The sequence below is a fragment of the Pseudomonas imperatae genome, assembly GCF_057128625.1.
On the sequence record NZ_JBSKHP010000003.1, the window covers coordinates 104331 to 118291 of the forward strand.

At 63.3% G+C, this 13961-nt stretch carries 10 protein-coding genes, 2 tRNA genes and 1 pseudogene; 2 read left to right on the top strand and 11 right to left on the bottom strand.

Annotated features, from left to right (window positions below; genetic code table 11):
• Positions 1-103: 103 nt before the first annotated feature.
• The 8 genes from ACWKWX_RS05175 to rnr form a co-directional block, all read right to left on the bottom strand.
• Entirely contained in the window at positions 104-2407 is a 2304-nt protein-coding gene (locus ACWKWX_RS05175) for a YgiQ family radical SAM protein (protein WP_483827159.1), read from the bottom strand.
• Between the two features lie 178 nt (positions 2408-2585).
• Entirely contained in the window at positions 2586-3983 is a 1398-nt protein-coding gene (gene dnaB, locus ACWKWX_RS05180; RefSeq protein ID WP_483827160.1) for a replicative DNA helicase, read from the bottom strand.
• Between the two features lie 109 nt (positions 3984-4092).
• Positions 4093-4539, bottom strand: coding sequence for a 50S ribosomal protein L9 (gene rplI / locus ACWKWX_RS05185; RefSeq protein WP_416422164.1), 447 nt, complete (start codon positions 4537-4539; stop codon positions 4093-4095).
• Between the two features lie 18 nt (positions 4540-4557).
• A complete protein-coding gene (locus ACWKWX_RS05190; RefSeq protein ID WP_416422163.1) occupies positions 4558-5457 on the bottom strand; it encodes a YybS family protein in 900 nt (299 codons plus the stop codon).
• A 36-nt stretch (positions 5458-5493) separates the two neighbouring features.
• On the bottom strand, positions 5494-5724 hold the full coding sequence (gene rpsR / locus ACWKWX_RS05195) for a 30S ribosomal protein S18 (protein WP_008368574.1): 231 nt from the start codon (positions 5722-5724) through the stop codon (positions 5494-5496).
• Positions 5725-5752: 28 nt separating this feature from the next.
• The gene (gene rpsF / locus ACWKWX_RS05200) at positions 5753-6178 is read right to left on the bottom strand and encodes a 30S ribosomal protein S6 (RefSeq protein ID WP_027979704.1); all 426 of its coding nucleotides are present in this window, start codon (positions 6176-6178) and stop codon (positions 5753-5755) included.
• Positions 6179-6455: 277 nt separating this feature from the next.
• Positions 6456-7202: a 23S rRNA (guanosine(2251)-2'-O)-methyltransferase RlmB gene (gene rlmB, locus ACWKWX_RS05205; protein WP_416422162.1), complete on the bottom strand. Its 747-nt coding sequence runs from the start codon at positions 7200-7202 to the stop codon at positions 6456-6458.
• Complete coding sequence (gene rnr, locus ACWKWX_RS05210; protein WP_416422161.1) at positions 7199-9841, bottom strand: ribonuclease R; 2643 nt, start codon at positions 9839-9841, stop codon at positions 7199-7201. The genes rlmB and rnr overlap by 4 nt, the downstream gene beginning before the upstream one ends.
• A 226-nt stretch (positions 9842-10067) precedes the next feature.
• Between rnr and ACWKWX_RS05215 the strand changes: the two genes are divergently transcribed.
• Both ACWKWX_RS05215 and ACWKWX_RS05220 read left to right on the top strand, forming a co-directional pair.
• A tRNA-Leu gene (locus ACWKWX_RS05215) sits at positions 10068-10154 on the top strand.
• Positions 10155-10339: 185 nt separating this feature from the next.
• Positions 10340-10426, top strand: a tRNA-Leu gene (locus ACWKWX_RS05220).
• Between the two features lie 129 nt (positions 10427-10555).
• Here the strand turns inward: ACWKWX_RS05220 and ACWKWX_RS05225 are convergent.
• The 3 genes and pseudogenes from ACWKWX_RS05225 to ACWKWX_RS05235 all read right to left on the bottom strand — a co-directional run bounded on the left by ACWKWX_RS05225 (position 10556) and on the right by ACWKWX_RS05235 (position 13922).
• Entirely contained in the window at positions 10556-11440 is an 885-nt protein-coding gene (locus tag ACWKWX_RS05225) for a methyl-accepting chemotaxis protein (protein WP_483827238.1), read from the bottom strand.
• Between the two features lie 21 nt (positions 11441-11461).
• A pseudogene (locus tag ACWKWX_RS05230) lies at positions 11462-12598 on the bottom strand (methyl-accepting chemotaxis protein); the annotation flags it as partial.
• Positions 12599-12629: 31 nt separating this feature from the next.
• Positions 12630-13922, bottom strand: a complete 1293-nt coding sequence (locus tag ACWKWX_RS05235) for an adenylosuccinate synthase (protein WP_027979707.1) — start codon at positions 13920-13922, stop codon at positions 12630-12632.
• Positions 13923-13961 lie beyond the last annotated feature (39 nt).

Genomic DNA, 13961 nt, shown 5'->3' on the forward strand with positions numbered 1-13961 from the left:
CGGGTTATGCGGCGTTAGTGACGCGACCTTGCGGCCGCTGCTACAGGATATTGCGTAGGACGGCAGGTGTAACCGAGGAGCCTCGGTTACACCCGGCTTCACATCAGCGCGGCAGGACGGGCTGGCGCGATGGTTTCTTCTTGCCCTTGCCACCCTTGGCGGCGTCGTGGCGGGCCTTGGCGGCTTCCTTGGCGCGGGCTTCGGCGGCAGCCTTGGCCTGTTCGCGCTTGTCCCACGGCTTGGAGCCGTCGCTGCCACGCGGCGGCAGGCCGGTGTGTTGGGTGAGGATGCGGGTTTCCTTGGCCACCTTGTGGCTGCCGGCCGGCGTCGAGTTCTTGCGACGGGCACTCTGGTAGGTGTCGGTCGCCGGCTGGTGCAGCGGAATCAGCTGGTGCTTGCCCGGGCCGATCAGGTCGACGCGGCCCATGCGCTCCAGCGCTTCGCGCAGCATCGGCCAGCCCTTCGGATCGTGGTAGCGCAGGAAGGCCTTGTGCAGGCGGCGCTGCTCCTCGCTCTTGACGATGGTGACCGCGTCGCTCTTGTAGGTGACCTTGCGCAGCGGGTTCTTGCCCGAGTGGTACATGGCGGTCGCCGACGCCATCGGCGAAGGGTAGAACGCCTGCACCTGGTCGGCGCGGAAACCGTTGCCCTTGAGCCACAGCGCCAGGTTCATCATGTCTTCGTCGGTGGTGCCCGGGTGCGCGGCGATGAAGTACGGAATCAGGTACTGCTCTTTCCCGGCTTCCTTGGAGTACTTCTCGAACATGCGCTTGAACTTGTCGTACGAGCCGATGCCCGGCTTCATCATCTGGTTCAGCGGGCCTTCTTCGGTGTGCTCCGGGGCAATCTTCAGGTAGCCGCCCACGTGGTGGGTGACCAGTTCCTTGACGTACTCCGGCGATTCCACCGCCAGGTCGTAGCGCAGGCCCGAGGCAATCAGGATTTTCTTCACCCCCGGCAGGGCACGGGCGCTGCGGTACAGCTGGATCAGCGCCGAGTGGTCGGTGTTCAGGTTCGGGCAGATGCCCGGGAACACGCACGACGGCTTGCGGCACGCCGATTCGATTTCGGGGCTCTTGCAGGCGATGCGGTACATGTTGGCGGTCGGGCCGCCCATGTCCGAGATCACGCCGGTGAAGCCTGGCACCTTGTCGCGGATCTCTTCGATCTCGCGAATGATCGACTCTTCCGAGCGGTTCTGGATGATGCGGCCTTCGTGCTCGGTGATGGAGCAGAAGGTGCAGCCGCCGAAGCAGCCACGCATGATGTTCACCGAGAAGCGGATCATGTCGTAGGCCGGGATCTTCTCCTTGCCGTACGCCGGGTGCGGAATGCGCGCATAGGGCATGCCGAACACGTAGTCCATTTCCTCGGTAGTCATGGGAATGGGTGGCGGGTTGAACCACACGTCCACTTCGCCATGCTTCTGCACCAGCGCACGGGCGTTGCCCGGGTTGGTTTCCAGGTGCAGCACGCGGTTGGCGTGGGCGTAGAGCACGGCGTCGCCGCGCACTTTCTCGAACGACGGCAGGCGGATGACGGTCTTGTCACGGGTCATGCGCGGGCTGGCCAGGATCTGCACGACCTTGGGCTCGTTCGGGTCTTCCACCGGGCCCTTTTCCTGCTCGATGGCGCAGGCCTGGGTGTCCTGGGTGTTGACGTACGGGTTGATGATCTTGTCGACCTTGCCAGGACGGTCGATACGGGTGGAGTCCACCTCGTACCAGCCCTGCGGCGTGTCACGGCGCACGAAGGCGGTGCCGCGGATGTCGGTGATTTCTTCGATCTTCTGCCCGTACGACAGGCGCTGGGCCACCTCGACGATCGCGCGTTCGGCGTTGCCGTACAGCAGGATGTCGGCGCAGGCGTCGATCAGGATCGAGTGGCGGACCTTGTCCTGCCAGTAGTCATAGTGGGCGATGCGGCGCAGCGAGGCCTCGATGCCGCCCAGCACGATCGGCACGTGCTTGTAGGCTTCCTTGCAGCGCTGGCTGTACACCAGGCTGGCGCGGTCGGGGCGCTTGCCCGCCAGGCCGCCAGGGGTGTAGGCGTCGTCCGAGCGGATTTTCTTGTCCGCGGTGTAACGGTTGATCATCGAGTCCATGTTGCCGGCCGCGACGCCGAAGAACAGGTTCGGCTCGCCCAGCTTCATGAAGTCGTCTTTGCTGGTCCAGTCGGGCTGGGCAATGATGCCCACGCGGAAGCCCTGGGCCTCCAGCAGGCGGCCGATGATGGCCATGCCGAACGACGGGTGGTCGACGTAGGCGTCACCGGTGACGATGATGATGTCGCAGGAATCCCAGCCGAGCTGATCCATCTCCTCCCTGCTCATGGGCAGGAATGGCGCTGGCCCGAAACACTCGGCCCAGTACTTTGGATAGTCGAATAACGGCTTGGCTGCTTGCATGTCGATGACCGTGTGGCTACATGTTGAAAAAACGCGGGCGCGGAATATAGCACAAATTTTGACCAATTCCGACGACCACTGTCGGAATTCAGCCCGCTCGATAAAAACCCCCGTAGCAGCTGCCGAAGGCGGCGTCGTTTTTTAAAAGCGACGCCGCCTTCGGCAGCTGCTACGCGGGTTATTCGTCGTCGTCGAAGTTGTAGCTGCCTGGGGCCAGGTTCTCGAAGCGCGTGTATTTGCCGATGAAGGCCAGGCGGATGAAGCCGATGGGGCCGTTACGCTGCTTGCCGATGATGATCTCGGCGATGCCCTTGTGCTCGGTCTCGGGGTGGTACACCTCGTCGCGGTACACGAACATGATCACGTCGGCGTCCTGCTCGATCGCTCCCGATTCCCGCAAGTCGGAGTTTACCGGGCGCTTGTTCGGGCGCTGTTCCAGGGAGCGGTTGAGCTGCGACAGCGCCACCACCGGGCAGTTGAATTCCTTGGCCAGGGCTTTCAACGAGCGGGAAATCTCCGAGATCTCGTTGGTACGGTTGTCGCCGCTGGAACCGGGAATCTGCATCAGCTGCAGGTAGTCGATCATGATCAGGCCGATGTCGCCGTGTTCACGCACCAGGCGGCGTGTGCGCGCGCGCATTTCCGACGGGCTGATGCCGGCGGTATCGTCGATGAACAGCTTGCGGTCGTTGAGCAGGTTGACCGCCGAGGTCAGGCGCGGCCAATCGTCGTCATCCAGGCGGCCGGAACGCACCTTGGTCTGGTCGATGCGGCCCAAGGAAGACAGCATACGCATGACCAGCGAATCACCTGGCATCTCCAGCGAGTAGACCAGTACGGCTTTCTCGCTGCGCAGCACGGCGTTTTCCACCAGGTTCATGGCGAAGGTGGTCTTGCCCATCGACGGACGGCCGGCGACGATGATCAGGTCGGCCGGCTGCAGGCCGCTGGTCTTCTCGTCCAGGTCGGTGTAGCCGGTGGACAGGCCGGTGATGGCCTCATCGGTGTTGAACAGCGTGTCGATGCGGTCGATGGCCTTGGTCAGCAGGTCGTTGACGCTGACCGGGCCGCCGGTCTTGGGCCGCGCCTCGGCGATCTGGAAGATCTGCCGTTCGGCCTCGTCGAGGATCTCGGCGGCGTTGCGGCCCTGGGGGTTGAAGGCGCTGTCGGCGATCTCGTTGCTGATGCTGATCAGCTGGCGCAGGGTGGCCCGCTCGCGGACGATCTGCGCATAGGCCTTGATGTTGGCGACCGACGGCGTGTTCTTCGCCAGTTCGCCCAGGTAACCCAGGCCACCGACCTGGGTGCTCTGCCCTTCCTTGTCCAGCTGCTCGTGCAGGGTGACCACGTCGAACGGCGTGTTCTGGTCAGCCAGCTTGGCGATGGCGCGGAAGATCAGGCGGTGGTCATGACGGTAGAAATCGCCATCCGAAACTTGATCGAGCACGCGTTCCCAGGCGTTGTTGTCCAGCATCAAGCCACCGAGCACGGCCTGTTCGGCCTCGATGGAATGCGGCGGCACCTTGAGGGCGGCGGTTTGCAGATCGTACTGTTCGGGTTGCGATATCTCGTTCATGGCCACTTGAAATCAGAGGGTACAGAAAGACAAAGGGCACGACCTGTAGACAGGATCGTGCCCAATGTTACCGGCTGTTACCCAAGGGTGCCAGCCGATAGGTAGTGCCTTAAGCAGCTACAACAACAACGCGTACGGTAGCTTCTACGTCGCTGTGCAGGTGCACGGCAACGTCGTATTCGCCAACGTTACGGATGGTGCCGTTCGGCAGACGAACTTCAGCCTTGGCAACTTCAACGCCCGAGGCGGTCAGTGCGTCAGCGATGTCGTGGGTGCCGATCGAACCGAACAGCTTGCCTTCGTCACCGGCGGTGGCAGTGATGGTCACTTCCAGCTCAGCCAGTTGGGCAGCGCGAGTTTCAGCCGAAGCTTTCTTGTCTGCAGCCAGTTTTTCCAGCTCGGCACGACGCTCTTCGAACGCAGCCAGGTTGGCTGGGGTCGCGGCGGTAGCTTTGCCGTAAGGCAGCAGGTAGTTACGGCCGTAACCAGCCTTAACGTTTACTTTGTCGCCCAGGTTGCCCAGGTTGGCGACTTTTTCCAGAAGGATCAGTTGCATGTGGAAATCCTCTAACTTTTAACCTTCACCGTTCGCATTGCCAGCGTCTTTCGACGCCAGACGTCCGCGAAAATCAATCAGGCTGTCGACAATGGCCAACACCACGAGCAACGGATAGATCAGCTGCATGAACACCAGCAGCGTCACGTACAGCCCCACCAGCCAGAACCGCGCCAGGCGCTTTGCAGCGACCAGGGCGTGGATCAGGGCCAGGCCTGCGAACAGCAGCGGCACACTGCACAGCGGCGTGAGCATGGCCAGTTGAGTGCCGAAATTCGGCCCCACCAGCATGCACGCCAGCAGCAGCAATGCCGGCCCCCGTGGGATGCGCACGGTGCGAAACTCGCGGCCGAACCCACCCGGGTTGTACAACAACGCTTGCCAGTACCGGCCCAACATCAGGCACAGCACGCTGACAATCTGCAGCATGGCCGCTATCAGGCCGGTCAGGACCGGTGGCAGCAGTGCGCTCAGGCGCGCTCGCTCTTCTACCGACAATTGCTGGTAGAGATCACCGAGGGCCATGGGCAGGACCTTTGACAGTTCCTGCGCCATGCCGTCGATGTGAGGGCGGAAAACCGCGCCCAGCACCACTGCATACACCAACCCCAGGGCTATGCTGACCAGCAGCACACGGATCCAGGACTCACTCGAGCGCAGCACGTGCGCGAGGGTCGCCGAGCCCAGCAGCACCAGAAGTGCGCGGGGGTCGTGGTCGCTTCCCAGCAGCCACCACGCCAGAGCGGGCAGCAGGCCGAGGGCGAGGACACTCTTGGCATCCTGAAATCCGCGCCGCAGAAGCACCAGGCTTCCCGCGGCAGCACCCAACCAGAACAACAGCGGCATGACTGCCGATATGGCCACCACCAGGGTGGCCTGCATGCGTCCGCGCATGATGAAATCAGCTATGGCGCGCATGCATTCAATCCCTTGCTACTTGTCGACGACCCGGTCTCAGCGGCCGTGGCTGTCGGTGTAGGCCAGCAGGGCCAGGAAGCGGGCGCGCTTGATAGCGACGGCCAGCTGACGCTGATAACGAGCTTTGGTACCGGTGATACGGCTTGGAACGATTTTGCCGGTTTCGGATACGTAGGCTTTCAGGGTGTTGAGATCTTTGTAATCGATCTCTTTCACGTCTTCAGCGGTGAAGCGGCAGAATTTACGACGACGGAAGAAACGTGCCATGTAATTGGCTCCTCAAAAGGTCCGTGGATTACTCGTCAGCGTTATCGCTGGCGTCGCTGTTGTCGCTGTCATCGCCATCGGCGCTGTCAGCATGCTCAGGACGGTCACGACGCTCACGGCGCTCGCTGCGGTTTTCTTCGGCCTTGAGCATCTCGGACTGACCAGTTACGGCTTCGTCGCGACGGATGACCAGGTTACGGATCACGGCATCGTTGTAACGGAAGTTGTCTTCCAGCTCGGCCAGGGCCTTGCCAGTGCACTCAACGTTCAGCATCACGTAGTGAGCCTTGTGAACATTGTTGATTGCGTAGGCCAGTTGACGACGGCCCCAGTCTTCCAGACGGTGGATTTTGCCGCCGTCTTCTTCGATCAGCTTGGTGTAACGCTCAACCATGCCGCCGACTTGCTCGCTCTGGTCAGGGTGGACCAGAAAGATGATTTCGTAATGACGCATGAATGCTCCTTACGGGTTGTAGCCTGCCGCCAGGGCGGTCAGACAAGGAGTGAATGACACTGTATGTCTTGCTCGCGGAAAAGGTGATGGCGATGAACTGCCGGCACCTGCCGTCGAGGCAAGGGGCGCAATTGTAGAGAAGGGAGTGGGGACAAGCAAGGGAATTGGCGAATATTTGAACAGCTTTCGCCGGAATGCAAATCCCCGTAGCAGCTGCCGCAGGCGGCGTCGCCTTTTGACAGCGACGCAGCCTTCGGCAGCTGCTACGGGGGTTGGGTTACTTCTTGGTGTTGCGCTGACGGACGGCTTCGAACAGGCACACGCCCGTGGCCACCGACACGTTCAGGCTGCTGACACTGCCGTGCATCGGCAGCTTCACCAGGTAGTCGCAGTGCTCGCGGGTCAGGCGGCGCATGCCCTTGCCTTCGGCGCCCATCACCAGGATGGTCGGCCCGGTCATGTCGTGCTGGTACAGCTCCTGCTCGGCTTCACCGGCAGTGCCCACTACCCACAGGCCGCGCTGCTGGAGTTTCTCCAGGGTGCGCGCCAGGTTGGTCACGGCCACCAGCGGGATCACCTCGGCCGCACCGCAGGCGACCTTGCGCACTGCGGGGGTCAGGGTGGCCGACTTGTCCTTGGGCACGATCACCGCCAGCACGCCGGCGGCGTCGGCAGTGCGCAGGCAGGCGCCGAGGTTGTGCGGGTCGGTCACGCCGTCCAGCACCAGCAGCAGCGGCGCGCCTTCGGTGCGGTCCAGCAGCTCGTCGAGCATGGCCTCGCCCCACACCTGGCTTGGGCTGACCTCAGCCACCACGCCCTGGTGCACGCCTTCAACCCAGGCGTCCATCTCGCGGCGTTCGGCCTGCCCCACCGACACGCGGTTTTCCGCGGCCAGGGCGATCAGCGGCTGCACGCGCGGGTCGTTGCGGCTTTCCGCCAACCAGATCTGCTTGACCCGCTTGGGGTGGTGACGCAACAGGGCTTCCACGGCGTGTACGCCGTAGATCTTTTCCAACTGACTCATGACTTCGCCTTCGGTTTACGGGCGCCCGATTTCGACGGGCCCTTGCGGTGCGTGGTGGGCTTGCTGGCGCCGCCGGACTTGTCCGAACGCGCCGGCTTGCCCGCGCCGCCCTTGGCCTCGGCCAGCAGCGCTTTTTTCATTTCACGGCTCTTGCGCACGTCGGCGTTGTTGGCCGCGGCATCCGACGCACGGTAGGCGCTGGCCGACTCCGAGGACTTGGCCGGGCGCTTCGACGGCTTCGACAGCGGGGCTGCCGGTGCCGGTTTTTCGTACACGGGCTTGTCGTAGGACTTGGCCGCCGGCTTCTTGTCCGCCGACTTGCGCTCAGGCGCTTTCTTCGCCTCAGGCTTTTCAGCCTGGCGATTCTTGCGACCCACGGGTGCGCTGGCGGATTTTTCCGACATGCCGAAATCGATCTTGCGCTCGTCCAGGTCGACGCGCATCACCTGCACTTCCACTGTGTCGCCGAGGCGGAAGCTACGGCCGGTGCGCTCGCCCGCCAGGCGGTGGTGTACAGGGTCGAAGTGGTAGTAGTCGCCCGGCAGCGCGGTGACGTGCACCAGGCCTTCGACGAAGATGTCGGTCAGCTCCACGAACAGGCCGAAACCGGTCACGGCGGTGATCACGCCCGGGAAGGTCTCGCCCACGCGGTCTTTCATGAACTCGCACTTGAGCCAGTTCACCACGTCGCGGGTGGCTTCGTCGGCACGGCGCTCGCTCATCGAGCACTGCTCGCCCAGCTGCTCCAGGGCCGGCTCGTCGTACGGATAGATGCGCGCTTTCGGAATGGTCATGGCACCGGCACGCTTGACGTGCGGGGTGTCCATCTTCGAGCGGATCACACTGCGGATGGCGCGGTGGGTCAGCAGGTCCGGGTAGCGACGGATCGGCGAGGTGAAGTGGGTGTACGCCTCGTAGTTCAGGCCGAAGTGGCCGTTGTTCTCGGCGCTGTACACCGCCTGGCTCAGGGAGCGCAGCATCACGGTCTGGATCACGTGGAAGTCCGGGCGGTCCTGGATGTTTTCCAGCAGCGCGCGGTAGTCCTTGGGCGACGGACCATCCTTGCCCTTGTTGATCGACAGGCCCAGCTCGCCGAGGAAGGCGCGCAGTTTTTCCAGGCGCTCTGGCGGCGGACCGTCGTGCACGCGGTACAGGGCCGGGATTTCATGCTTCTGCAGGAACTCGGCGGTGGCCACGTTGGCGGCCAGCATGCACTCTTCGATCAGCTTGTGGGCGTCGTTGCGCACGGTCGGCTTGATTTCGGCGATCTTGCGCTCGGAACCGAAGACGATGCGGGTTTCCTGGGTCTCGAAGTCGATGGCGCCACGGGCATGGCGGGCACCCAGCAGCACCTTGTACATGGCGTACAGTTGCTTGAGGTGCGGCAGCACATCGCCGTACTCGCCGCGCAAGGCCTTGGCCTCGCTGGTGCGCGAGTGCTCGAGCATGGTGCTGACCTTGTTATAGGTCAGGCGCGCATGGGAGTGGATCACCGCCTCGTAGAACTGGTAGTCGGTCATCTCGCCGGTCTTGGAGATGGTCATCTCGCAGACCATGGCCAGGCGGTCGACGTGCGGGTTCAGCGAGCACAGGCCGTTGGACAGCTCCTCCGGCAGCATCGGGATCACGCGCTCGGGGAAGTACACGGAGTTGCCGCGCACTTGGGCCTCTTCGTCCAGGGCCGAGCCCAGCTTGACGTAGCTGGACACGTCGGCGATGGCCACGTACAGCTTCCAGCCGCCATTGAACAGGCGCAGCTTGCTCTTGGCTTCGCAATAAACGGCGTCGTCGAAGTCGCGGGCGTCTTCGCCGTCGATGGTGACGAACGGCAGGTGGCGCAGGTCAACGCGGTTCTGCTTGTCCTTTTCCTCGACTTCCGGCTTCAGCTTCGCGGCTTCCTTCAGCACGGCCTGTGGCCATACGTGCGGGATGTCGTAGGTGCGCAGCGCCACGTCGATTTCCATGCCCGGCGCCATGTAGTTGCCGACCACTTCAATCACATCGCCCTGGGGCTGGAAGCGCGGGGTCGGCCAGTGGGTGATTTTCACCTCCACGAACTGGCCGATCTTGGCACCGGCGTTGCGGCCCGGGGTAATCAGCACTTCCTGATTGACCTTGGGGTTGTCCGGCGTCACGAAGCCGATGCCGCCCTCTTCAAAGTAGCGGCCGACGATGGTCTCGTGACCACGGGACACCACTTCGACGATCACGCCTTCACGACGACCACGACGGTCCAGGCCGGAAACACGGGCCAGGGCACGGTCGCCGTCGAACACCAGGCGCATTTGCGCCGGGCTCATGAACAGGTCGTCGGAGCCGTCGTCGGGGATCAGGAAGCCGAAGCCGTCGCGGTGGCCGGCAATGCGACCGGCGATCAGGTCCAGCTTATCCACAGGGGCGTAGGTGCCGCGGCGGGTATAGATCAGTTGCGCATCGCGCTCCATGGCGCGCAGGCGACGACGCAAGGCCTCGACCTGGTCCTCGGTGGTCAGCCCGAACTCGTCTACCAGCTGCTCGCGGCTGGCGGGTGAGCCGCGCTCGTCGAGGTGCTGGAGGATCAGCTCGCGGCTGGGAATAGGGTTTTCGTATTTTTCCGCTTCACGAGCGGCCTCGGGATCGAGGGACTGCCAATCGGCCATTAGAGAAATTTCACCTTGTCTATATAAGGGTTAGTTTGGCATACGCGTATTGAAACGGGAAATTTCACGGTTTGACAGCCCCGCATTGCCGCATCTTCCAGTAAAAAAGGCACCGCGTGGAAGAAACCTGGAAAAAACCTAAACTTTTTTAACAACAGGGGTTTACAGGTCAAAAGACTGCCCGTATAGTGCGCGCCATCGACAACGCAAACGCGCTGAAGATGATGCCCAGATGGTGAAATTGGTAGACACGCCAGCTTCAGGTGCTGGTGACCTTACGGTCGTGGAAGTTCGAGTCTTCTTCTGGGCACCAATTTCTGGCTTGAGATTACAACATCTTGAGCCACTCACAAGAACCCGCGAAAGCGGGTTTTTGCGTTTCAGGGGTCTGAAAAGATTCTTTGAGAAATTTTTGAAAAAAAGTGTTTTCGGGGGTTTACAGGTGTTCGAACCCTCCGTATAGTGCGCACCACAACGACGGACAACGTCGAAGTAGCTGCCCAGATGGTGAAATTGGTAGACACGCCAGCTTCAGGTGCTGGTGACCTTACGGTCGTGGAAGTTCGAGTCTTCTTCTGGGCACCAATTCAGATTCACAGATCAACGATCTCTGAATCATCTCAAAAACCCGCGAAAGCGGGTTTTTGCGTTTCTGCCCTCCAGAAAACCAATCCCCCGGACGCGGCCTGCGGCCGCTGCTACGGGGGATTGGTGTCAGGCTTTGAATTGGCCGATGCTGGCGCGAAGCTGCGCAGCCAGGTCATCCAGCACCTTGCTGCTGGCCGTGGTGTCGGCCACCACCTTCGCCGCGCGTTGGGCCTGGGCGTGGATATTCTCCACCCTGCCCTTCACCGCCTGCGCGCCATCGGCCTGCTGCTCCGCTGCACGGGTGGCCAGGCCTATCGCCGCATGCACCTGCTCCACCGACGCCTGCACGCTTTGCTGCAACCGCGCGCTGTCGCGCAGCACCAGCAAACCTTCGCTGGCCTGGCGCCCGGCCTGGCTGATGGCGGTCACCGCTTCACGGGCGCCCGATTGCAGCGCAGCAATGTGCGCCTGGATATCACCGGTGGAGCTTTGCGTCTTGCTGGCCAGCGCCCGCACCTCATCGGCGACTACCGCGAAGCCACGCCCGGTCTCGCCCGCCCGGGCCGCCTCGATGGCAGCGTTCAGGGCCAGCAGGTTGGTCTGCTCGGCGATGCTCTGGATCACGCTGAGCACCACTTCAATCTGTTGGCTTTGCTCGGCCAGCCGCTCGATGACCTGGGAGCCGTTCTGCACCTGCCCGGCCAGCGCTTCGATCAGGCCGCCTACCTGCGCCGAGGCCTGGGTGTTGGCGTCAGTGGCGGTGCGTATTTCTGCCACCTGCTGCAACGCCGACTGCATGGCGCGGCTTTCGGCCTGGGCCTCGTCGGCCATGGTCGACAACGCCCGGAGGCTGGCGGCCACTTCATTGCTCTGCAGCTGGGCGGCTGCGTCGGCGCCGGCGTTGCGCCGGGCCATCAGGTCGATCTCCTGGCCGGTGCGCTGGGCCACGTCACCCGCCTCGCGCACGATGGGTTGCAGCTTGTCGACGAAGCGGTTGACCGCCGCCGCCATGTCGCCGATTTCGTCATGGCTGTCGAGGCGCACACGGCGGGTCAGGTCGCCCTCCCCCGCGGCCAGATCGTTGAGCGCGGCGATCAGCAGGCGCAGCTTGCTCACCACCCGCCGGCCAAGCACTACCGTCACCAGCAGCAACACGCCCAGGCCGACCAGCGCCAAGGCCATGCCGATGCGCCAGCGCAGGGTAGCCGCCGCCTCTTGCACGCTGCGGGTGGCGTTGCCTTGCATGGCCGCAGCGCTGCCCTGCGCCGCTTCCAGGCGCGCCCTCAAGGCCTTGGAGCTGTCTGCGGAGGCGCCCAGCAGGCTGTCGCCCACCAACTGGTCGCCGCTGGCGATCAGGGCGGCGAAGCGCTTGTCCAGCGCGCCCAGCTGGGCCTCGACGCTGGCCGTGGAGACGCCCATGCGCACCTTGCCGATCTCTGCGCCATTAGGATTGATGGAGGCCTCTACGTAGTACACCGACGGATCGTTCTTCGCCGCGTCCAGCACCTTGTCCAGCGGCCGCTCGCCGGCGCCCTTGGCCAAAAGGACCTGGTTGATGGGGTTTTCGCGGTTCAGGTAGCGGGTCAGGTGCTCGCCCTGGGCGTCGTCGTAAATCACGAACAGCACGCTGGGGTTGCGCTGGGCCTGGCGGGCGAATTCGGACAAGGTGGGCACGTCGTTGTCCCAGATGGCCCGCGGCGCCACCGAGGCCAGCAGCTGGGCCATGGCGTTGGCCGAGTCCTTGAGGTCCTGCTCCAGGGTAGTGCGTATCTGCCCTTGCTCTTCTTCAAGACGCGAGGACAAGCCGGCGCTCAGGCGCTGACGGGTGCTGGCCGAGAGGCCGTCCAGGCCTGCGCTGACTTCCTTGCCTGCCTGGTCGAGCTGATCGGTGAGCTGATGGGTGTCCGCCTGCAGGCGCAGGCCCAGGTCGGCCTCCAGCGCGCCGACGGTGCTCCGGGTGAGCGCAACGGCTACCAGCACCTGCACCAAAAGGGCAACGCCCAGGGTGATGAACACGGGCCGCAGCAAACGACTGCGCAGAAGAGAAAGTACGGCCGACACGGGTGATTCCTCTTGTTCCGGGGAGGCCATCAAAATGATGGCACTGACAAGGAATCCTCCCAGCAATCGCCATGCCGCACAGCAGGCAGAAACGACAAAGGGCCCCATAGGGGCCCTTTGTGGTGCAACTCAGCGTTTCTTAGGCGAACGGGTGACGCAGCACGATGGTCTCGTTGCGGTCCGGGCCGGTGGAAACGATGTCGATCGGCGCGCCGACCAGCTCTTCGATGCGCTTGATGTACGCACGGGCAGCGGCTGGCAGTTCGTCCAGGGACTTGGCGCCCAGGGTCGACTCGCTCCAGCCTGGCATCTGCTCGTACACCGGCTCCAGGCCGATGTAGCTGTCAGCGTCGGTCGGTGCGTCGATGACGGCGCCGTCGGCGTTCTTGTAGCCCACGCAGATGTTGATGGTTTCCAGGCCGTCCAGCACGTCCAGCTTGGTCAGGCAGATGCCCGAGATGCTGTTGACGTCGATGGCGCGACGCAGGATGACGGCGTCGAACCAGCCGCAACGACGGGCACGGCCGGTGGTGGCACCGAACTCATGGCCGCGCTTGGCCAGGAAGGCACCGACGTCATCGAACAGCTCGGTAGGGAACGGGCCCGAACCGACGCGAGTGGTGTAGGCCTTGGTGATGCCCAGGATGTAGTCCAGGTACATCGGACCCACGCCCGAACCGGTGGCGATGCCGCCAGCCGTGGTGTTGGAGCTGGTGACGTACGGGTAGGTACCGTGGTCGATGTCCAGCAGCGAGCCCTGGGCGCCTTCGAACATGATGTCCTTGCCAGCGCGACGCAGCTCGTGCAGTTCGGCGGTGACGTCGAGCATCATCGGCTTCAGCAGCTCGGCGTATTCCATGCACTCGTCCAGGGTCTTCTGGAAGTCGATGGCCGGCTCTTTGTAGTAATTCACCAGGACGAAGTTGTGGTAGTCCAGCAGCTCGCCCAGCTTGGCGGCGAAACGCTCGCGGTGGAACAGGTCACCGATGCGCAGGCCACGGCGTGCCACCTTGTCTTCATACGCTGGGCCGATGCCGCGGCCGGTGGTGCCGATCTTCAGCTCGCCACGGGCTTTCTCGCGGGCCTGGTCCAGGGCCACGTGGTAGGACAGGATCAGCGGGCAGGATGGGCTGATGCGCAGGCGCTCGCGCACCGGTACGCCCTTCTCTTCCAGCTTGACGATCTCACGCAGCAGGGCGTCGGGTGCTACCACCACGCCGTTGCCGATCAGGCACTGCACGCCTTCGCGCAGCACGCCCGACGGAATCAGGTGCAGGACGGTTTTCTCACCGTCGATCACCAGGGTGTGGCCAGCGTTGTGGCCACCTTGGTAGCGCACTACGGCGGCTGCATGTTCGGTCAGCAGATCAACGATCTTGCCTTTGCCCTCATCACCCCACTGGGTGCCCAGGACTACGACATTCTTACCCATGACACTTGTCCTCATTCGCGCAAACTTGGTGCCGGCGTT

Excerpts from the sequence above, each read along its gene's own strand:
- ACWKWX_RS05175 (WP_483827159.1), bottom strand. The coding sequence starts at position 2,407 with ATGCAAGCAGCCAAGCCGTTATTCGACTATCCAAAGTACTGGGCCGAG.
- dnaB (WP_483827160.1), bottom strand. The coding sequence starts at position 3,983 with ATGAACGAGATATCGCAACCCGAACAGTACGATCTGCAAACCGCCGCC.
- rplI (WP_416422164.1), bottom strand. The coding sequence starts at position 4,539 with ATGCAACTGATCCTTCTGGAAAAAGTCGCCAACCTGGGCAACCTGGGC.
- ACWKWX_RS05190 (WP_416422163.1), bottom strand. The coding sequence starts at position 5,457 with ATGCGCGCCATAGCTGATTTCATCATGCGCGGACGCATGCAGGCCACC.
- rpsR (WP_008368574.1), bottom strand. The coding sequence starts at position 5,724 with ATGGCACGTTTCTTCCGTCGTCGTAAATTCTGCCGCTTCACCGCTGAA.
- rpsF (WP_027979704.1), bottom strand. The coding sequence starts at position 6,178 with ATGCGTCATTACGAAATCATCTTTCTGGTCCACCCTGACCAGAGCGAG.
- rlmB (WP_416422162.1), bottom strand. The coding sequence starts at position 7,202 with ATGAGTCAGTTGGAAAAGATCTACGGCGTACACGCCGTGGAAGCCCTG.
- rnr (WP_416422161.1), bottom strand. The coding sequence starts at position 9,841 with ATGGCCGATTGGCAGTCCCTCGATCCCGAGGCCGCTCGTGAAGCGGAA.
- ACWKWX_RS05225 (WP_483827238.1), bottom strand. The coding sequence starts at position 11,440 with ATGGCGGCGGCGGTCAACCGCTTCGTCGACAAGCTGCAACCCATCGTG.
- ACWKWX_RS05235 (WP_027979707.1), bottom strand. The coding sequence starts at position 13,922 with ATGGGTAAGAATGTCGTAGTCCTGGGCACCCAGTGGGGTGATGAGGGC.